Annotated in this window: 15 protein-coding genes and 1 pseudogene; all 16 read left to right on the top strand. The window is 34.1% G+C overall.

Going from position 1 to position 21,528, the window contains the following annotated elements; all coding sequences use genetic code 11:
• The first annotated feature begins 18 nt into the window (after nucleotides 1–18).
• A complete protein-coding gene (locus GQN54_RS01465; protein ID WP_160631237.1) occupies nucleotides 19–1,065 on the top strand; it encodes an RHS repeat-associated core domain-containing protein in 1,047 nt (348 codons plus the stop codon).
• 1 nt (nucleotide 1,066) lies between these two features.
• Complete coding sequence (locus tag GQN54_RS01460; protein ID WP_160631235.1) at nucleotides 1,067–1,630, top strand: Imm26 family immunity protein; 564 nt, start codon at nucleotides 1,067–1,069, stop codon at nucleotides 1,628–1,630.
• A 453-nt stretch (nucleotides 1,631–2,083) separates the two neighbouring features.
• Nucleotides 2,084–2,497 (top strand): type IV pilin protein, encoded by a 414-nt coding sequence (locus GQN54_RS01455; protein WP_160631233.1) that lies wholly within the window; start codon nucleotides 2,084–2,086, stop codon nucleotides 2,495–2,497.
• Nucleotides 2,497–3,048 (top strand): hypothetical protein, encoded by a 552-nt coding sequence (locus GQN54_RS01450; protein ID WP_160631231.1) that lies wholly within the window; start codon nucleotides 2,497–2,499, stop codon nucleotides 3,046–3,048. The genes GQN54_RS01455 and GQN54_RS01450 overlap by 1 nt, the downstream gene beginning before the upstream one ends.
• The gene (locus tag GQN54_RS01445) at nucleotides 3,014–4,453 is read left to right on the top strand and encodes a GspE/PulE family protein (RefSeq protein WP_235932940.1); all 1,440 of its coding nucleotides are present in this window, start codon (nucleotides 3,014–3,016) and stop codon (nucleotides 4,451–4,453) included. The genes GQN54_RS01450 and GQN54_RS01445 overlap by 35 nt, the downstream gene beginning before the upstream one ends.
• Nucleotides 4,450–6,369 carry a type II secretion system protein GspD gene (locus GQN54_RS01440; protein ID WP_160631229.1) on the top strand — a complete coding sequence of 640 codons (1,920 nt, stop codon included), beginning with the start codon at nucleotides 4,450–4,452 and terminating at the stop codon, nucleotides 6,367–6,369. Before GQN54_RS01445 ends, GQN54_RS01440 begins: the two co-directional genes overlap by 4 nt.
• 4 nt (nucleotides 6,370–6,373) lie before the next feature.
• Entirely contained in the window at nucleotides 6,374–7,600 is a 1,227-nt protein-coding gene (locus GQN54_RS01435) for a hypothetical protein (RefSeq protein ID WP_160631227.1), read from the top strand.
• A gap of 1 nt (nucleotide 7,601) precedes the next feature.
• A complete protein-coding gene (locus GQN54_RS01430) occupies nucleotides 7,602–8,132 on the top strand; it encodes a hypothetical protein (protein WP_160631225.1) in 531 nt (176 codons plus the stop codon).
• The gene (locus GQN54_RS01425) at nucleotides 8,129–9,061 is read left to right on the top strand and encodes a fibronectin type III domain-containing protein (protein WP_160631223.1); all 933 of its coding nucleotides are present in this window, start codon (nucleotides 8,129–8,131) and stop codon (nucleotides 9,059–9,061) included. Before GQN54_RS01430 ends, GQN54_RS01425 begins: the two co-directional genes overlap by 4 nt.
• Nucleotides 9,061–9,543: a hypothetical protein gene (locus GQN54_RS01420; RefSeq protein WP_160631221.1), complete on the top strand. Its 483-nt coding sequence runs from the start codon at nucleotides 9,061–9,063 to the stop codon at nucleotides 9,541–9,543. Before GQN54_RS01425 ends, GQN54_RS01420 begins: the two co-directional genes overlap by 1 nt.
• Entirely contained in the window at nucleotides 9,540–10,310 is a 771-nt protein-coding gene (locus GQN54_RS01415; protein ID WP_160631219.1) for a toxin-antitoxin system YwqK family antitoxin, read from the top strand. Before GQN54_RS01420 ends, GQN54_RS01415 begins: the two co-directional genes overlap by 4 nt.
• Nucleotides 10,297–11,574: a hypothetical protein gene (locus GQN54_RS01410; protein ID WP_207554782.1), complete on the top strand. Its 1,278-nt coding sequence runs from the start codon at nucleotides 10,297–10,299 to the stop codon at nucleotides 11,572–11,574. The genes GQN54_RS01415 and GQN54_RS01410 overlap by 14 nt, the downstream gene beginning before the upstream one ends.
• Nucleotides 11,552–11,905: a hypothetical protein gene (locus GQN54_RS01405; RefSeq protein WP_207554781.1), complete on the top strand. Its 354-nt coding sequence runs from the start codon at nucleotides 11,552–11,554 to the stop codon at nucleotides 11,903–11,905. The genes GQN54_RS01410 and GQN54_RS01405 overlap by 23 nt, the downstream gene beginning before the upstream one ends.
• On the top strand, nucleotides 11,878–12,378 hold the full coding sequence (locus GQN54_RS01400) for a prepilin-type N-terminal cleavage/methylation domain-containing protein (protein WP_160631213.1): 501 nt from the start codon (nucleotides 11,878–11,880) through the stop codon (nucleotides 12,376–12,378). Before GQN54_RS01405 ends, GQN54_RS01400 begins: the two co-directional genes overlap by 28 nt.
• The gene (locus tag GQN54_RS01395; protein ID WP_160631211.1) at nucleotides 12,368–13,513 is read left to right on the top strand and encodes a type II secretion system F family protein; all 1,146 of its coding nucleotides are present in this window, start codon (nucleotides 12,368–12,370) and stop codon (nucleotides 13,511–13,513) included. Before GQN54_RS01400 ends, GQN54_RS01395 begins: the two co-directional genes overlap by 11 nt.
• A 140-nt stretch (nucleotides 13,514–13,653) precedes the next feature.
• Nucleotides 13,654–21,528 (top strand): annotated as a pseudogene (locus GQN54_RS01390) (hypothetical protein); the annotation flags it as partial.

Below are 21,528 nucleotides of genomic sequence, written 5' to 3'. Positions count from 1 at the left end.
TACCATTTAAAAGACCATTTGGGAAACATACGAGCCACCATACAAGGAGAAAAAAATGGAGAATCGGAAATCAATTTGCTGAGTATGCAAGATTATTACCCCTTTGGATCACCCATGCCGGGCAGGAGCATAGCCAATACTGCGGCCTATAAGCAAGGTTACCAAGGGCAACAAGTAGATGGAGAAACAAGCTTTAACGCTTTTGAACTGCGATTATACGACAGCCGATTGGGCAGTTGGCTAACCCCCGACCCTTATCGCCAGCACCTGAGCCCATATATGGCCATGAGCAATAACCCATTTGGTGCTGTAGACCCTGATGGAGGCTGGGATGAAGAACATGGGAATGGTGAAGGATTTAATGGTGATCAACATTCAACTTTTGCTTATATAGATGAATTTTATGACCGATGTCCAACGTGTACCGCGGATCAAATAGGAATGTTGATTGATAGGCAGCGAGTAAACGGATTTGTAACCCCCGAAGCGGTGAATAATGCAAATTTGGAGTTAGTTAAAAAGAGAGAGGCTTGGGTTGGGTCAGGAGATTATGAGCGACTTACGCATACTGATTATTTTTATAGATCTGTGAATAATTATAAGATAAATATAAATATTTATGCTGATAGAGATCCTTATGAAGGTGTATTAGGTGCAATAGAATATTTTTTAACTAATGGACATGAAAATGGCATTAAGTATAATTATGATGGCAAAGCTATAGGTCTTGCACCCAGAGGGGGATTCGCACCAGATGTTGGATTTGCAAAAGCGGCTTCAAAAACATACAGTGTTTATAAAGCAATTGCAAAAAATGGAGATACTTACTGGGGCATGACAAAAAACTTTAAAAATAGAGTAATACAGCATAGTGACCGATTTACATCTATTGATGAAATTTATTCAGGTTTATCAAAATCTGCTGCTAGAGGATTAGAGCAGCTAAAAATTGATGCTGCTGGTGGATTAAAATACTTAGATAATAAAATTAATAGTATTAGTATAAACAATCCTAAATTAATGGAATATTATAAGGAGGCTATTCGATATTTAAATAATTTATAAAATGAAAACATTAAAATCAGGGGCTGTTATTGCCATTCCACTTTTAAGTAATTTGGGTTATGCATTTGCAAAATATATTGATGTTCAAAAACTAGATTCAAAAGTTAGTTATCCCGATATATTAAAAGTTTATAGTATACGTTCGAGTAGTGAAGTAGTTGACTTTGATCTGCTAACAAGCTTATTGATATCGCCAATTTTAGTTGCTGGTCTTCGACCTTCCTTAAAACAAGGCTTTTGGAAAATTGTAGGTAAAAAAGAGTTAAATAATGAAGATAGTATTATTCCTAACTTCTTTAGAGGAAATTCAACAGATAGTGATATACCTAATGGAACTTGGTTTAAGATTAATTCTTGCAAAACTAACAATAGAGAAAAAGTTTCTTACGAGGAAATTAAGCATTTGCAACATTACACAGGACATGGAACAGGGAATATCGAAATATTATTGACTATGTATTTTATGCTAAAAGAATCAATTCGAGTAGAAGAGTTTTTTGATTTAGCTGATTTTAATAACAATAGACTATATAAACAAGTTTTGGATGCTAATTTGTTAACTTGAATATTTTCACCTTTCCAGCGCGATTGTTTCGCGTGTTTAGGTGTTATTAAGAGGCAGATTTAAAGCATTTATCTTGCCATTAGGTAGTGTCTCAAAGGTAGCTTTTGAGATTTTAAAAGATTAGAAACCTTAAAAAGAGTTCTTTGAATAATTAGAGTTGAGTGTAGATTATTATTTAATTTTGAATGAGGGCCTTCAATTTGCACTCCATTCAAGTTGAAATAATAGTCGTGTCCCAATTGTCGCTTAAAACGGGTTGAATGGCTTGTCAATAAAAGGGTAGAGGTCTTTTTTTGTGAAAATAGAATGTTTTTTTCACACGAATTTGTGGTTTTATTTTATGAAGTAGAATAATAGAGTTGTGAGTCGTCAATTAAATCTAGAAAAGTTCTTATTTAACCCAAGAATTACATAAAGTAGTATATTTGAAGCAATCCATACATATTCGCTAAAATGAACTTAAATATTACTCCAAAAAAGCTAAACGCATTTACTCTTACAGAACTATTGGTGGTATTGGTAATTGTGGGCATTCTTATTTTGTTGGCACTGCCTCGCTTAATGCCATTGATCTCTAAAGCAAAGGGTACAGAAGCGCAGTTGCAGTTGGAGCACATTCATACCTTGGAGAAAACGTATTTTTATACCTACTCTAAATACACAGAGAACTTTGATGATTTGGGTTTTGAGCAGTCGCCTTTGGTAACAAATGGCGGTACTGCCAATTATCAAATAGAGGTGGTTTCTGTTACTTCCAATGCCTTTAAAGTTCGGGCTACTGCAATAGTAGATTTTGATGGAGATGGCGTTTTCAATGTATGGGAAATTGATCAAGACAAAAAACTCATTGAAACCCAAAAAGATTAATGAGTGGGTATTTCATCCTAGCTTGTGTTCCTTTATTCGGCGTTATTTTTCAAGATTTTAAATCCCGTCAAATTTATTGGTTTTGGCCGCCCCTTTTATTTCTACTATTTTTCGTTCAATCGGTTCAGGAAGCATCAAGTATAGAAATAGTAAAGAATGTCGCTATTAGCACCCTTTTTGTGGTTGTAAATTTAATGATTGTCAGCCTGTACTTCAGCTTGAAAGAAAAAAAGTGGATCAATATTTTTAAACAGCACTTTGGGTTAGGAGACTTCCTATTTTTTTTGGCCATTACTCCAGTATTCAGTCCCCTTAATTTTGTTTTGTTTTTTGTTATAAGTTTAATTTTAATCGGGTTACTTCACGCAATTCTTATTACATTTGGTCAGCTAGCTATAACTACTGTTCCATTGGCCGGTTGGCTATCTGTATTGCTTGTTATAGCCTTGTTATTGAATGCCTTTTTGTTTAATATTAACCCACTTAACGACGACCTACTCATAAACTACATCTATTTTGGAGCACACAACCGAGATAACCCTTTCTACTGATTTATTACAGCTAATCACTACTGATCAGGCTTGGCATTATGGCATCATTCCTAAATCCAATGGTGAAAAAGCGATGGTATTCTACGCCAATGAAAGCACTTGGGGTGCTACTCACCAAGAAGCGCTAGAAATGTTATTGGGAGTAAAGGTCTCTGTGGAGCTAATGCCTTCAACAGTGATCAATGCAGCATTGGGCAAGTATTACCGAAAGAGTGCTCGAAAAGACAATCAAGTGAGGGGTAATTTTAATCCCAATTCTGAAGATTTTATTTTTCAATTAATCGCAGAAGCAGACTCCATAGATAGCAGTGATATCCATATAGAACGGTATGAAGACCGTTGCAGAATTCGTTTTCGAATAGATGGAAAGTTATTGGAGCGTTATGTAATTGAAAAGGGGGATTATCCTGCCATTATTAACAAGATGAAGATCATGGCCAATTTGGATATTGCAGAAAAGCGGTTGCCACAAGATGGTCGAATCAGTTTTAATCGGAATCAACAAAAGTTTGATATTCGGGTATCGGTTTTACCAACACTTCACGGAGAAAAAATAGTGATGCGTTTGTTGAGTAAAGATGCCACAGACATCAATATTGAAAAATTAGGTTTTAAGCAAGATCAATTAGCAAGCTATTTAGAAGGGATTAAAAAACCACATGGAATTATACTCATCAGTGGACCTACTGGTTCAGGTAAGACGACCACTTTATATGCTACTCTCAAGATACTGAATGAAGACAAAACCAACATTCTAACCGTAGAGGATCCAATTGAATATACGTTGGAAGGAATCAACCAAGTTCAGCTAAAGGAGAATATTGGGTTAACCTTTGCAGGTGCTTTGCGCTCTTTTTTGCGTCAAGATCCTGATGTAATTATGCTAGGTGAAATTAGAGATGGAGAAACAGCTCAGATGGCTATTCGAGCAGCATTAACTGGTCATTTGGTATTGTCCACTATTCACACTAATTCAGCATGGGGAACCATCTCCAGATTAATTGATATGGGGGTTCCATCCTTTTTATTGGCGAGTACTTTAAATACTTCTGTTGCACAACGGTTGGTTCGATTGCTGTGTTCCAATTGCAAGCAAGTAGCACCTTTTAATGAATCGCTGTTTCCAAGTACTTTTAAAGCTCCAAAAACAGTTCAAGAGCATTATCAATCGGTTGGTTGTGAGGAGTGCTACTATTCAGGTTATTTGGGAAGAAAGGCGATTTATGAAATAATTCCTGTAGATTTAGAAATCTCACAGAAAATCAAGCAAAATGATTTTAATATTGAACAACTGCTGAAAGAGAAGGGAATAGAAACATTGAGCGATAATGCATTTCAACTATTTGCTAATGGAGAAACTTCGATAGAGGAGATTTATGCCATACTAACTACTAATAATCAATGAAAAAGAATAAATTGTATAGTAAGGGAGTGGTCCTTTTGTTGTTGTTGAATGTGCTCTTTCTTCCAATTGGGTTTACTCAAGAGAATGAACAGAATAGAATTCAACAAATCTCAAATACGTTGGAAACCTTGAAGGTTGATAATCCTGGCTTATTGGAAAATGTAGAATTGTCGGTGAGCAATGTGAGTATTCAAGAATTTTTGAGAGGAATTGCCAATGCCAACAGCTTGAACATAAGTGTTGATCCGAGTCTAAATATCTCTTTAACGAATAATTTTGCAAATGTCTCTGTTGCTGATATGCTTGTTTTTTTAGCTAAAACCTACCAATTAGACGTTCAGTTTACAGGCAATATTATCGCTATTAGTAAGTATCAAGCCCCAACCAAGGAAGCAATTAATCAAAAACGACTAGACATAACCTATCTTAAAGAAGAGCAAAGACTATCATTAGACATTGTAGAAGTGTCGCTTTTTGAATTAATCAAAAAGTTAGGGGCAAAAACTGGCAAAAATATAGTGATCTCACCACAAGTGAAAGATAGAAATATCAGTCTGTTCATAATGGATATGCCCTTTGAGAAAGCCATGAGCACGATTGCTTTCAATACCGATTTATCAATAGAAACGAAAGAGGGGATTTATTATGTTCGTACACTTGAATCAACAGCGGATGGAGCAAGTAGGATGCAAGGAATTAGTAACTTAGATAAACTGACAGAGCCTGTAAAAGGATTGAACCTTAAAGTGAATGGAGTTAACGACATTACACTGCAAGCCGAGCAAGTGCCCATTGAAGATTTGATAAAAGCAGTTTCTACTGCATTAAATGTGAATTACTATTTTCAGAACAAACTCACAGGAGTAGCTTCATTGAAGCTAGTGAATCAATCCTATGAGCAACTATTAAACGCCTTGTTTTTAGGAACCAATTACACTTATTTACTAAGTGATGCTATTTATTTGATTGGAGAAAGAAAGAATGAAGGGTTAAGAAAAACGATTGTTTATCCATTGCAACACAGAACCGTGGATAAAATGACGGAGCACATTCCAACTGATTTAAAAACAAACATTGAAATCAAGGAATTTCCTGAACTAAACAGTTTAGTGTTGAGCGGGTCTGCACCAGTGATTGATGAATTGGCTGCATTTATAAAACTTTTGGATCAAGTAGTGCCAGTGATAGCAATAGAAGTCATAATAGTTGATTATTCTAAAACTCGGCTTTTGAGAACTGGATTAAGTGCAGGAGTTGGTTATCAACCGCTTTCAAGTGGTGGGACGATTACACCAGAAACAAAATATGACTTTGGTGCAACTGCCATTAACAAAATGTTGGTGGATTTGGATTTTGGAAGTTCGGTCAACTTGGGTAAAGTGACTCCTAATTTTTACTTGCAGTTGGAAGCCATGGAAGCCGATGGAATCGTTAACATTCGATCGACTCCCAAATTAGCGACGCTAAATGGTACCGAAGCAAGTTTAAGTATTGGAAGTACACAATATTATGTGCAAGAGACCAGTAATGTAATTGGCACTCAAAATCCGCAAACAGTCTTCACCCGCCAATATCTTCCAGTAAATGCGGATTTGTCTGTAGACATAAAGCCTATCGTAAGTGGTGATAATCAAATTACCTTGGAGATTTCAGTTAACCAATCTGACTTTACTGATCGAACAGTACCGGAGGCGCCACCGAATTCAGTAACCAGAAGTTTTACCTCTGTGTTGAGGGTGAAAAATCAAGAAATGATATTGTTGGGTGGATTGGAAGAGAAGTCAACTAGAAACAATAGCTCGGGCTTGCCTTTATTAGCTAGAATACCTGTTATTAAGTGGTTTTTTGGCAAGCAAATCAGAGATAAACGGAGCACTCGTTTGAATATTTTAATTAAGCCAACTGTAATTTATTAAGTTGATGTTGTCCAAGTTATACAATAGCACTTTTTTTAAAGGGAAGGAAGTCGTTGGTCTTCACATCCAACTACTCCCTGATGGCATGAAATACCTTTATTGTCAGCTAAAAAATGAACGAAATGCTATTGAAGTAACGAGAAGTGGAAATTTTGAACTTCTAAAAGAGTTTAGTGATTTAGAATTAAGTAAACTTCCACTTTATCTATCCATAGATGGATCGGGGATTATGCATTTTCGATTAAAGGAAGAATTCAAAGAGAATCCGTTAGATCAAGTATTGCCTAATGCTAAGGTGGAGGATTATTACATTCAAAGAGTCATTCTTCAAGGTGAACCATGGGTGTCTTTTTTAAGAAGAGACCTACTCCATAAAATAATAAGTGATTTGGGTGCTGCTACTTTAACCCCAATCCAATTGATGTTGGGAGCGTTTGAACTAAATCCATCGGCAATTTCAGAACTGGAGAGTTTTTCTCAGTTCGACTATTCCTTATTTCAGAATAAATGGAAGTTTGTAAATGGTAAGCTTATTTCGATTGAAAAAAATGACAACCATTTAGAATCGGATACAAGAGTAATAAATATTGCTGATGACTTAGAATTGGAGTCAATGTATTTAGTTCCATTTTTTAATGGATTGATCCATTTTGGAGTCAGGGGGGCGGAAATTAGCAATCAACCAGATGCAATCAACAAGAACAAGATTGATTTTACTCAGAAGAGACTTTTTGTATTGGGAGGCTGGGCAGCACTTATCTTTTGTTTGATTTTATTGTTAGTTAATTTTTTATTGTTTGATTATTACAATGCCAAATTGAATCAGGTTCAAAGTGAATTGTCTGAAAAGAGTGTCAATACGGTAAAGGTAAATGAGCTTGAAAAAGAAGTCGCTGAGAAAAGAGTATTCTTTGAGAAGAGCGGATTGATTACTCCGGAGTTAGTTGCTTTTAAAGCCGATCGAGTTGCAGCAACGGTGCCTAAAAATATATTGTTGAATCAAATAGAAATTAATCCAAGACTCAAAAAGAAATTAAAAGCGGATGAATCTCCCTCATTTCTATTTGGAGAAATAATAGTAAGTGGAGAATCTAAAAATACAATAGACTTGAATAATTGGGTTCAACAGCTCAATGCATTTGAGTGGATAGCTGAAGTGGGAATTATAGATTATGAAACGATAAAGAATCGAAATGTAGGAGAATTTACGCTTAAAATAATTGTAAAATAGAGTGTTAAGTAACTTTACATATAAACAGAAGAATAGCGCTTTATTGGCTTTTTTTATATTCTTTTTAATAGTTTGCTATCAATTGTCAATTTCTGAGACCGTTGAGGCTAGAGCTAATTATATAGAAAAGGCAATACAGTTGGAGGAAGTAAATAATTCTCCTGAACTTTTACAGCAGTTAGAAAATCAAGTGGCACAATTGGATCAGTTGATTGGAAATTCTGAAAATGTTGAGAATTTTCAGCACACTTTATTGGCTAAAATATCAAGCTACATTGAGGATAAAAACATAAAATTAACCAGTTTTCCAGAACCTTTCAATACTACTCAAAAAGGATATGAATTAGAGACATTTGTATTTAAATTTGAGAGTAATTATAGTGATGCTTTAGAGTTGATCTATTATTTGGAAGAAAAAGAACGCCTAGGAAAAATGGTCTCTGCTGATTTTTCAGTGAAAGTGAACTTTAGAAATAAGCAAAGGGATCTAGAAACGACGGTTTATATTCAATCATTAAAATCTGTAAAATGAAAAGAAAATATTTATTTTATTTATTGGTAGTCCTTGCATTAGGAGCTTTTGTGTCCTGTGATGAATTTATAGAAGAAGATTTAGAAGGGAAGGTGGTTATTCTTACCAACCCTAATGATAGTTTAGTTACGACCTATTCCACCCAAGTGTTTAATTGGGATGAAATTGATGGGGCAGATTGGTATAATTTGCAGATTGTTAGTAAAAGTTTTTCACAATTGGATTATTATGTATTAGATACCATTGTGGAGACCAATCAATTTTTATTTAACCTCACTCCAGGTGTTTATCAGTGGAGAGTGAGAGGTGAAAACAGTGGATACGTCACTCCCTACTCTACAAGAACAATTCAAATTGACAGCACATCTGACTTAAATGGAGTGACTGTTATTTTATTAACACCTTCAAAATTATATTCTAATAATGGTAGTATTGGTTATCGATGGCAATCCATTTATAATGCCGATCAATATGTTTTTGAAATAAGAAACGAAAACGAGTTCGGTACATTGGTTTATATGGATACGCTAACTGGCACTGAAGTGGCGGAAGGAGCAATAGTATTAAATGAAGGAAATTACAGTTGGGGAGTTAAGGCAATCAATAGTAACTCTTCTACAAATTATACTTACAAAGCATTAATTGTTGATACAACTGCTCCAAGAGCACCTGGGATAGTGAATGTAGATTCATTACAGGGGAATAATTATACCATTCAATGGAATAGAACCTCCAATGATGTTGCGGTTGACAGTCTGTATCTTTATTCCAATCAATCGTTGACAAATATCGTTCTGAACAAGGAGCTTCTAAATCCAAATTATTCTGATTCATTGGTAGATGGAACTTATTATTGGAAAGTGAAATCAATAGATAAAGCTGAGAATATTGGATTATTTTCAAAATTGAATAAACTCGTTATAAACTAGTGAAAGACAAACGTGTCCTTTTTATATTAATTATTGCAGTGGTTGTCATTTGGGGGTTGATTGGATATAAACTCGTGGTTGGAGACTTCGATGAGGCGATTATTACAGCCTCTATACCTATGGACAAGAATATTGCGGGGGAGTTGGAGATAGAATCATATCAATTACTGAATAATTATAGAGATCCATTTCAAGCCCAACGGGTTAATTATAGTGGCAAAAGCAATGGGGTAGAAAAAAATAGTAATCGAAAAATCTTAGGGCAAAAAAAAAGTGAATCATTGGCTTGGCCTCCAATTACTTTTGGAGGCTTGATCAAGCGGAAGAATTCAAAGGAGAAAGTGGCTTTGTTGAAAGTAAATGCCTCAGATCATTTGATGCGAATGAATGAGGAGGTCGAAGGGATTAAGGTGTTGAAAATTGAGAAAGATTCAATTCAAGTGATTTATAAAAGTGAGAAAAAAGTAATATACAAGAAATGAAAGTAAGGGTTAATCAGAGCGTATTTTTTTGGAGTGTTTCCATTTTCTTTCTTTTCTCGACCATTGTTGTGAAATCTCAAAAATTGAAAGATTATGAGTATACCAATACTAGAGAAGTGAGAATCTTAAGTATAGACAGTGTAATTACGGCTGATGTAAAAATGGTGGATGATGCCTCTTTTAAAATAAAAGATCAAAAGATTTATCATTGGTATTATTCCAATAAGATTTGGACGAACGAAGGTGCCTTTGATGGGCAGTTATTGCACGGAGAATACAAGATTAAAGATAAAGAAGGCAGGTTAATAAAACTAGGATATTTTGAGAATGGGTTAAAAGTTAAGAGTTGGGTGACTTGGTATCAAAATGGGCAAAAATCGAAAGTTGAGAATTGGAAAAAAGGAGAACAAGCAGGCAAAGAGGTGACCTATTTTGAAAATGGAAATTTGCTATCCGAATATTCTTATAAATCAGGAAAGAAGAACGGGAAATATAAAGTGTATAATGCAAAGGAAGTTTTAATTGAAAAAGGGTCTTACAAAGCGGGTAATAAAAATGGATGGATCACTCTATTTGATGATAAAGGAGTTCTTTTGGATAAAGTGAAATATAAGGAAGGTGTTTTAGTAGAGCCAAAACAAGAGGATGAAAGTAAAAAGTCATCAAAAGTGAAAGAAACAAAAGGAGAAAAGAAAACCAAAGAGGTTAAGCCAAGAAAAAAATTGAACTTCTGGAAGAAAAAGGATTCAACCATTGAAACGAACTAAAATGCTAAAAGCTTCATCAATGGTGTATGCGCTTTTTGTTGTGACCATTTTGGCAATCATTAGTGGCTCCATTGTATTGTCTTCTTATTACTACAACCTTCAATTGATAGATTATACCCAACGAATAAAACAGCAGTCTTACGTGCAGTCTGGGGTCAATTTATTGCTAGAAGAAAATAGCTTTCAATTGCCATATAAAGCAACAAGGAAGCTATTTGAAGATGAGCAAAGCGAGATTCAGCTATCAAAGCGATGGTGGGGTTTGATGGAGTTAATCACCGTTGAATCTGTTTGGAAAAACAACAGCGTAGGAAAGGTCTATCTTATTGGCATTAAGGATAAGTTTAACGATCGAATTTCACTTTACTTAAAAGATAATAACCGCTCCTTATCATTGAGTGGGAAAACTATAATCAAAGGAAATGCTTATTTGCCAAAAAGTGGTGTGAAGAGAGCTTATGTGGATGGAAAGGGATTTGCGGGTTCTAAATTGATTGATGGTGACGTTTTAGAAAGTAAAAGTGAATTACCAAAATTAAATAAGAAGTTGTATGAGAATGTGATATCTAACTTTTTGTCTACCAATATAGCAGACAGCGTTATTACTTTAGAAGAGTTGAATAAAGTAGCTTTTTTTAAGAATGGTTTTTCATCTAAAACCATAGTAGTTCAGTTGCCTGATCAAACCCGTTTAAACCAGTTGAAGGTTACAGGGAACGTAATCTTAAAGTCAAAGGGAACCCTCTATATTGAGAACACTTGTGCATTTAAAGATGTCCTGATTTACGCCAAAAAAATTGTTTTTAAACAGGAGTTTGAAGGTAAATTACAGGCATTTGCTTCTGATACTATTTTAGTTGAAAAAGATTGTAAATTCGGCTATCCTTCAGTACTATGCTTAGTTAAAGATGAAAGTAATATTAGACAGTATTTAGCAATAGACAAAGGGAGTAGCTTCGTTGGTACAATAGCTCAATTGTCATCGGATGTAGAAGTCAAAAGTAATGCACTCATAAGAATTGAAAAAGAATCGAATGTTGAAGGACTAATTTATAGTCTAGGTCAATTGTATTTGGGAGGAGCTGTGTTTGGTTCGGTTTATACTGAAACGTTTATATTGTCTACTCCATCATCTATTTATGAGAACCACTTATTGGACGCTGAAATTAATTCATTGAAACTAAATAAAGCATTTGTTGGAATTGATATTCCAGTTGAGAATAAAGTGTCCACTAAAGAGATTGTCTGTGAATTTGAATGGTAAAAAAATAGCTGCATTTTCAATTTTAGAATCTATTGTTGCAATGGTTATTGTGATGTTGGCTTTTGGAATAACCACATTATTAATTGTGAAAGTAAATCAATCAAATTTTAATCGAAAAGCAGAGTTGATATTATTTTTACAGCAATCGGCTCAAACAAGTGCTTTAACTAAGCAGTTTATTGATAAAGAAGAGTACTATAAGGAGTATCGAATAGAATCCAAGTTTCAACTTCTAGAGGAAAATACTAAATTGGTACACATTGTATTGGAAGCCATAAATGAACAAGAAGAAACTATTGTGAAATGGGAAGAAATTTCAAGGCTAAATTAAATGGATTTACATTGTTGGAGTTGTTGATTGCTTTAGCGATAAGTGCTATTGTGATTACAGCTGGATATACTGCTCTCCATTTAACCGCTGATTTATTCCACAATAACTCCGAACATAACTCACAAAATGTGATGCTTTTGCAGAGTAATTATCTATTGCAAAAAGATTTTTTTGAAGCTCATCTAATTTATATAGAAGGCAATGAACTTAAGTTTTTTGGGAAGGATTCTATTAATGCAATTTATGATATTAGTGAGGACTTTATGATAAGAAATCAAAAGGAAGGACTAGACACTTTTAAATTTGATGAAATAAATTATGGTTTCGGATTTAAAGGAAAGGCGATGAATATTGGTTTTATTGATTCATTAACCATTGTATTTAAGCAAGAAGAGGAAAAGAGAATAATACTATTGAAAGAATATACAGCTGAATCCTTAATTGATATGAATAGGAGGGACAATGAGTTTTGATTTGAATAAGCTAAAGTCTGAGTCAAACAAAAGTTCAACAGATGCCAAAGGTTCTGAATTTAACTTATTGGAATTTCTTAATCGAGACTTTAAATTTAAGAAAGGACTGAGTGATAAAAAGAAAGAACGGTTTTATTCTGAACTTTCCATATTGTTGGTTTCGGGTATTGATATTAAGACTGCATTAGAAATTGCAGTGAATAGTTCTGAGAATAAAGTCGAAAAGGAGTTTATAGAAAAAATAAAGAATCAAATCATCTCAGGAGGAAGTTTGTCAGAATCTATTCGATCTACCAACTTATTCTCCAATTATGAATATTTCAGTCTAAAAATCGGAGAAGAAAGCGGAAGAGTATTTAGTGTGTTAGCGGACTTAGCTAAATACTATGCTCGGAAAATTGAACAGAAAAGGAAAATCATTAATACGTTTTCGTATCCAGTAATTGTGTTTTTTGTTGCAGTGAGTTCGGTCGTATTTATGTTAAATTTTATTGTACCCATGTTTAGTGATGTCTTTACCCGATTTGGAGGCGAATTGCCATGGTTAACTAAGATGATTTTACGGTTGTCAGATGTGATCTCAGCTTATGGACTGTATGCTGTCTTTATCCTTATTTCATGTTTGATCCCGTTAATCGCGTTCAAGAATCATATGTTGATGCGAAAATTTATTTCTGGCTTACTATTAAAAATCCCTTTTGTAAATACACTCATTAGTAAAATCTATTTGGCACGTTTTAGCCATTCTATGCAGTTGTTGATGGTCTCTCGGAATCCACTGTTAAACTCAATACAATTAGTGAGAAAAATGGTCGGTTTTTATCCATTAGAAGTTGCTTTGGAAGCTATAGAAAAGGACATATTAATTGGAGAATCGCTCCATCATAGTATGCTGAAATATCCAATTTTTAATAAAAAAATGGTGGCATTAGTTCAAGTAGGAGAAGAAGTGAATCAGTTGGATACTATTTTTAAGCAGCTGGATGAGCAGTTCACAAAAGACATCGAATACCAAACGGATGTCATCGGAAACCTGATGGAGCCTGTATTGATTGTTTTTATAGGTGGGTTTGTTGCGGTAATTCTTATCTCCATGTACTTACCCTTGTTTCAATTGAGTACTTCAATTTTTTAATTCGTAAGGAATTTACTATTAGGGTTTTAAGAATTATTTACTATAATAGACTAATAAATAGTTGATTGTAACGTTTGTTAATAAATGTTTATTTGTATCTTGCTTTCCTTTAGGCAATTAATTTTTTAAAAACTAAACTTATGTCCATACCCTCCTCTAAAATCATACTATTCGTATGTTCATTTTTACTATTTTATAACGGGTTTTCTCAAATTGTAGGAGGAAGCTCTCCTGGAGATTTGTCTCCTCAAGTTATGAAAGCAGAAGCTCCAAATGGAGGTAGCTTTAGTTCGAATGTTAGTTTGCTAAATGGAACTTATCAAGGAGGATATAGTTTAGGAGAAGTATCTACAGAAGGAGGTTTAAAATTTGAACTCAATTTATCCTATTCTAGTTCTACAACGGTTGGAAATAAGGTGCCTGTAGCAAAGGGGATTCCTTATGGAGAAAATTGGGACTTAAGTATTCCAACAATTACATTAAATACTGCAACCTATCGAGAGTATTCAGGAATGCAAAGAAATTCTTGGTACGCATTAAATCAAGATCCATATTTTACGATTCCAATACCTTTAAGCCAAAAAGAAGGGGATATCTATTGGCATTCTGTAAATGTGAATATTCCAGGTGTATTGAATTGTCGAGCCGTTTATAAATACTCCGATACATTAAATAGAAAGATTTTTACTCCTAGTACATTTGAAAAGTATGCAGAGATAATATTAGATGAAACAGAATGGATTGTGGTTTTAGAAGATGGGACAACTTATGACTTTACTTTAAAACAAGATGGGGTAAGAAGCCCAAACCATGACAAAGGGATCGTTCATTATGAAAATGATTTAGATCCAAAAGATACGTATTTTAATGTAGACTCCTTTCAAGTAAAAAATGGTGATTTTCTAAAGAATGATTTAAGAAATCAGATTACTCCAAAAGTGGAAATATTAAAATGGTTTTGTACTAGAATAAGCAATAGAAATATTCCTGGGCAATACATCGGTTTGTATTATAAAAAATTCGGTCAATTCAACTTTTTTAAAGAATATACTCAAAAAAATTTTTACAACAGATATAAAGAGATCTTTGACTTTGGTCAATTTACAACATTACAGTCATTTGAAACATACAGAGATGTGTTTTTATATAAAGTAGAAGCTTATGATCGATTTTCGGGTGGAATGTATATTGATTTAGAGTATGAAACGAAGAGTTTAGCCACAAGTCAAATGCTGAATCATAAGAATGACCCGGCTGTTAAACGGTATGATTCTTTATACAACTATAAAACAGTTTATGCATCAGGAATTAATACACCTAATAACACGGCCTGGGTAAAAGATAATTTTAAAGATTGGAAGCGATTTTTGCATGCTGCTCATGATGATTTAAGTTTAAAAACAAACTATTCAGGTTCTGATTGGATTAATGGATATAACCCTTACGAGGCAATTCTTTCAAGTGGAAATAGCTATCATTTTAAAAAGATTAATAGTACAAGTAGTTATTTAGACTTTGATCATGGGTATTTGGAGTCCAATCGGATTAACAATGCTGAAGCGTTGGTGCCAGGAGATATATATGAAGTCAAAACAAAAGTAACTTCAGATAATCCAACTAGACACAATTTTATGAATGTGGATATCAATATTGCAACAGGTCGTATGCTTGATGTAAATCAATTTGATCAGGTTCCTTTTGTTAATTCAAGTGATAACTTGAATAACTCGCAAAGGATACAATCCATCCACTATAATAGTAATGCAGAATCAAGCCCAGCTCAAGAGTCTATTTTTTCAACTTTTGGATCATCTGTTAAATGGACAACTATTGGCAATGAGGCGAGTTATCAAGGTGCTCAAACAATAGAAACATCCAATTTATTTATTATGGAAGATTTGCCTAATGATAATAATGGATTTTTTATTCAAGTTGGCCCTTCAAATTCTGATCAAGTGTTTAATTCTAAAATGGAATATGTTAGCAATTCTAATACTTTAAATATGGCTTTAACAACTTATCCTCCTCTTGGAGACCCCCAAGTATCTGATAAAGTGAGGCTGACTTACAAGCCTGTGAGTAAGAATTTTGGGATAGGTATGCCGTGGTACATGATGTATTCATTTTATCAAGGAATGTTTGGACATCCAGTTTTTGATGATTTTTGGTTTAATACTGATACTCATAATCAGTTTACTTGGAACAATGAACCTACTTTAGCGGTAGGGCAATTAAATGAAGTGGAATTGATCAGGTATTGCAAGAATACTTATATGCTTGCTTCGGCTAAAAAATACGTTAGAACTGGAGAGTATAATCGCAGTTCGGGTGATAAAGGGGTGTTAGTTCATCAATTGGATTTTGAATATGGTGTTACACAATTAAATAGATTTGATACGAAGCATGTTATAAGTAAAAGTTCAGTTCCTGGAAATCTGAATACAGGAAAAGTTATTAATTTCATAACTCTGAATGCTATAAAGAATATCCCAACAGATCCCTCAAGGTCTAACTTGAACCAAGGTTTTTTAGTAACACCTACGACCTTCTTTGAATATGGAGCTGATTTTAAAAGTGTAGATGTAAGTTTAACAGACACAAATAATTATAGAAATTTAGGATATATAATCTTATTAAATAAGATAACAGATCAACTTGGAAAGGAGAAAAAAATCAAATATTATGGAATTAATAGTGCTAATTCTTTTCATAATGATTTAATTGTATTAGACCAAGCAGGTGTTAACGCAAATCATTTTTCAGCCTTTGATCATGAGAGTTATGCATACTCCGTATCCGCTTGTGTAGAGGAAATTAAAGAGCGATCTGGTGATGTGAATTGGCGTACAACGACTTACGAATATGGTAATAATAAATTAAGTGGATTGTTCAACAAAAGTCAGATTAGAGTTGGTCCACCAACTTTTGATGATAATATTCAAACTCTTAACGCGAGTACTAATGGGTTTAAAACGGTCAAAGTACTAGAGCCTGAAATAAATGGTAAGCGTAATTATACAATCTATCACAATTATAATTTTGATGAATTGTCTGGAGTTCGTCAAGTGCTGATTACAAAAAACTGGAAAATTGAGAAATTTAACTACAACGACGAATTATACAGTAAAAAGGAAATAGAGTATAATGTTATTAAGGCCTATGAAAATGGAGCACAACGCCCAGCAAATAATCACGCTTTTTTTAAATTCGATTACATTGACTATCTAGCACAAGATCGATATGTCCCTCTATTTTCGGATAATTTTATAATTGACAACAATAAGGAAAAAGTGAAACTTTCAAATTTTCATAGATATGGTGAGTTTAGGTTTTACGAACAGGAATATATTAGTGATGTGTCTGTTCTCGATAGGCACAGTTACTTTATAAATAAATCCAAGGAAATAGAAACTCTTTACTTCCCTGATGCTTGCATTATAGATCCTCCTGTTCTGGATGATTACAGCGGTTCTAATTCTGAAGGAGGTGACGTTACGTCAAATCCAAGTTTTGTCAATAACTCTGAATTAAGCGAAGAAGAAGGGAACGGACAGGAATTATACAATAGTATAGGAGAGGTAGAAAATTATGAGGCACTAAAGCCTAACATTGAATTAAATTCTCCTCTGCCTGATGATTATATAATTAAAATTCTATCACAAGAAAGATTCTCTGAAGAATACGGTGGAGAAAACTTTGCTCATTTGTTTAATTTACAGCAAGGTGTTTCTGATGAAGTGCAAAAGTTTATGCTCAACAATCCTTTAATGATAGAAGCTAAAGCATTTGAATGGTATTTCTCAGAGTTTAATCAAGCGATTAGTGATAATGTTTTAAAGGAATTGGTGCTCAAGCAGACATCCGTTGATGGGTCAATAGTAGAAAATGTATTTACTTCTAAGGAGAGCCACACTGATAGCATCTTGAAGTTTATCATGAGAAGTGAACCTATGTTGCCTCACAGTACTATTGAAGCAATACTCCTCAATGATAGTTACTTATCTGGCGATGTTCTATACACATTGCTAAACGACACGATAAATTTTAGTGGAAACAAGGTGGAAAATGTTTTTCTCAATCAAGCAAATTTTCCTTCAGAAACGGTATTGGCAAGACTGATTGAGAAAGGCGGTCTTACATATTCTGAAAATGTATTGAATATTCTTCTGGCTTCTCCACAAACTCTCTCTCCATCTATGATGGCTTTAGTAAATTCTAATTTAAGCAATTTTACAACCGAAGAAATCAGTCAATTAGAGAATGTTCAAGGGAATTTACCAACTTCCTCCTCAACTTGTTCAACCCAATCAAGAAATGGAGCTTTGGAAATTAAATCGATTACTGAGTATGATTACTACAAAGCAAATTATAAGGGTATTTCAAAGTCAGCGGGATATAAAGATTTGTTGGGTTCTTCAAAAGACTCTGTTTATCTAAAATATGAACCTAGTTGGCAATTGTATAGTGTGAAGAATTATAGTCCAAACAACCCCAATGCCTATTCTATAAAAAAATACTATTACTACTATGATTTGCAGAATCGGTATGATAGATACGATATTGAGTATGATCAAACCGTAAATGGATTTACCCATGACACAATTCGAACGAGTCGAGATTACTACACATTTGTAATTAAAAAGTTAAATGGCACTTCTGTCTCCTTCCCTGAAAGTGGGGCTATGAAGATGGTAAAAAAAAATCGTTTAAGATCAATTGCTTATGAACAGAAAGTAGAATCAAGTAATGGGAGTCAGATAAAACCATTTGTTAAGTCAAGTTATTATGTTTATGATCGAAAGTGGGGTAAAGATCCAACGACTTTTTTCAATGTGGTAGTCAAAGATACCGGTAATTCATACCTCTGTAATCCTTCAGTAGTTGATCCATGTTTCCTGGTAAATTTCAACAAGGATTTTGTAATATTGAAATTCTACAAGTTTGGATCCGGAAAATTGATTGACACTACATTTGTCAATGTACCAAAAGGAAAAGCTATAGTTGAAATTATAGATCATGTGTCAAGAGTGGCAAGCTACTATTCATTGCCAATTAGATGTATAAGGTCGTTTGGGATTGACACTTCGATTGTTTACGATCCAACAAGAGGCCCAGGCCCACCCATAGAGGATGATCTTAATCCTGAACAAGAATACCCTCGTTGGATGAATGCAGATGCAATCTATTTACGTTCCATATATGATCAAATAGATACTATTGGTAAAGAAAGTTCGCATAACCCATTTGGATCAATACTGGGCAACAATTCTATTTTAGGATTTTACACTGAACCAACAAATAATCCTCACGATACACTTTACCATCCAATATTTCCATATGATGCACTTTTAAAACAAACGGTGTTGGAACGGAATATTCAAGGATTGCCTAAATTAATAGAGGATGAAAAAGGGTTAAGAACCAGGTTCGTTTATGATCCAATGGAAGACGTTTATTATAATGATACTGTTTGTGATATGTTCGTAGGCAGATATGCAGGTGTAGGTAATAGGTATCGACCTGTGGAGGTCATTACTGGATCGGGCAGAAGCGATAGCTTAACCACTAAATATTCCTATTATCCAGATTTATCAATCAAGTCTATCGAAAGTGTAGATTATGGCACAAAAAGTTCTTATCAATACGATATTTATGGTAGAATTAAGCAAGAAAGGAAAGATGGGAAATTAGTTAATCGTTATAGTTACAATTTCTGGCAAGGAGACACTACTAAAAGTTTTAGCATGCGCACTCATGAAAACTTTATGGAATCCATCCACTTTCCGAATGACTCCAATCAAACGGCAATTTTAAATAGAAAATATATTGATCCTTTAGGAAGAGACTTTCAATCCATTACAGCTGAATTGGAAAATGGTGTCAATAGCGATTCTGTTTTTAAAGCACAGTATAGTGGTCCAATAGTTTATGACGTAAGAGATCGAGTTGTCGAACAATTTAAGCCATTTGGTTTTGAAGACAATGGAAAAGGGCTTGATCTTCTACCGAAACCTCAGAGTAATGATTTAGTTGCCTACCCGAATGTTTCGTCTACGAATACCTTTGAGGACGAATGGACAGGAAGATTATTGGAATCAGCTAAAGTAGGAGAAACCGGTATTGGAGGAAAAAAGACCATTCACCAATATCAGGTGGTAAATGCATACTGTTTAGCTTGTGATTTGGATTTAAGAAATTTGGAAACAAACTTAATTATGCCAGATGGTATTTCAATTAATTATAGGTTTAACAAACATACTGTAATTGATGAGGATGGAAAAGCAACAACTAGTTACACCAACACAGCAGGACAAACTTTAGCTACCAAACAGAATACAGGAACCACAAAGCTTGTGACGGTTAGTGGATATGACAATCAAGGACAATTGAGCACTATAATTAATCCTAAAGATCAGAGAAGTTCTTACAGCTACAATATATTAGGATGGTTGTATCAAACCAATACTATAGATGGAGGAACTACTAATTATATGTATAATAAATCGGGACAACAAACTTTGATTCAGGATGAAAAAGGGCGTCTAGGAAGAATCAACTTCTATTCAGGCACCCAATTGCCTTATTATACCAAATTTGGTTATGATGATTATGGTCGGCTAGAATCAAAGGGAGAAGCATCTATTAAATATACGGCATATAATGCCCATGGGGGTTTTGCAGATGAAATGTTGTATGCCAACTATGAAGAGGGGGACCCTGATATAAACAATGATTCATATTACTACAATTATAAGTTTTCAAATGTGAGTACTTATGATTGGATCTCTAATAGCGATGAGAAAAAATCTTTTGATGCTGGAACTGTTATAATATCTGAGATTGTGCCATTATCTCCTTTTGAAAATCTTGAGCAAGAGGTGATAAGGTTGGAGATGCTATATGGAGATATTAATAATTACAATTATGTTTCAACACATGATAATTTATTACCTGTTTTACAAAATAGAAGTAACACTAAAGGCAGATTGAATCAAACGATCCGTTATTCGGATAGCTATATGAACCCATCTCTTAGCTCGTCAAATATAATAGAGGTGGTCTCTTATGACTATACGCCTCAAGGTTATACTCAATCAGTTCTAAAGCAGTTCAATCCTAACGGAATTTCTAGTATTAACAAAGGCTTGGCGACAGCTCAATTTTATTCAGGATTCAATAATGATGGGTTGTATAGCACACATAATATTGATGTAAATGCAGATACCGAATTAGATATGCAGTTTTATCAAGAGGTGAATGCAAGAGGACAATTGGAAGAAGTTTATGCGAATTATTATAACTATAAGAATGAAGGAAATTTAGTAGCTAGTTATACCTACGATGATGTCTATGGAAGAGTAAAATCACAAAAGAACTATTATCGATCTACTGCAGATTCGGTTTTGGTTGACAAAGTAAACTATAGTTACGATGTTAGAGATCGTCTTACTGGAAGTTATAGCAATTGGTTCGATTATGAATTGTATTACGATAACCAAAGGGCTATTTTAAACTCCAATATGCCTAATGGTGATCTAAACTACAATGGTAATATCAATGGAATTAAGTCGACCTATAAATTGCAGAATTCTTCCAATTACAATACAGGTAATCTGTTTGACCAACCATCCATCTATAATTATGATTATGATGGAATGAATAGATTAGTAGCTGCTAATGCTTATGTTCCTGATTTTGGATCTGTAAATACTGGAAAAACAACTTATACTTATGACAAAGTTGGAAATATCACTCAATTGGAAAGAATCATTGATGGAGCAGATGCCAAGCAAGGGTGGAATTTTCAATTTCAAGGGAACACCAATAAGTTATCTGCTGCCAATGGAATAAGTTCAACTGATGATAGACAGTATACCTATGATGGCACAGGGAATTTAAAATCGGATGACAGTAGAAAAATACTAGACATCACTTATAATGAAAGCAATTTGCCTATTCAAATCAAGAAAACCAGAGATTCTGAATTATACAACAGATACAAATTAGTTGATTAC

It is taken from the genome of Acidiluteibacter ferrifornacis (genome assembly GCF_009909615.1).
Taxonomy (GTDB): domain Bacteria; phylum Bacteroidota; class Bacteroidia; order Flavobacteriales_E; family Vicingaceae; genus Acidiluteibacter; species Acidiluteibacter ferrifornacis.
Note: the sequence above shows the minus strand (reverse complement) of the source record. Positions and strands in the feature narration are given on the sequence as shown.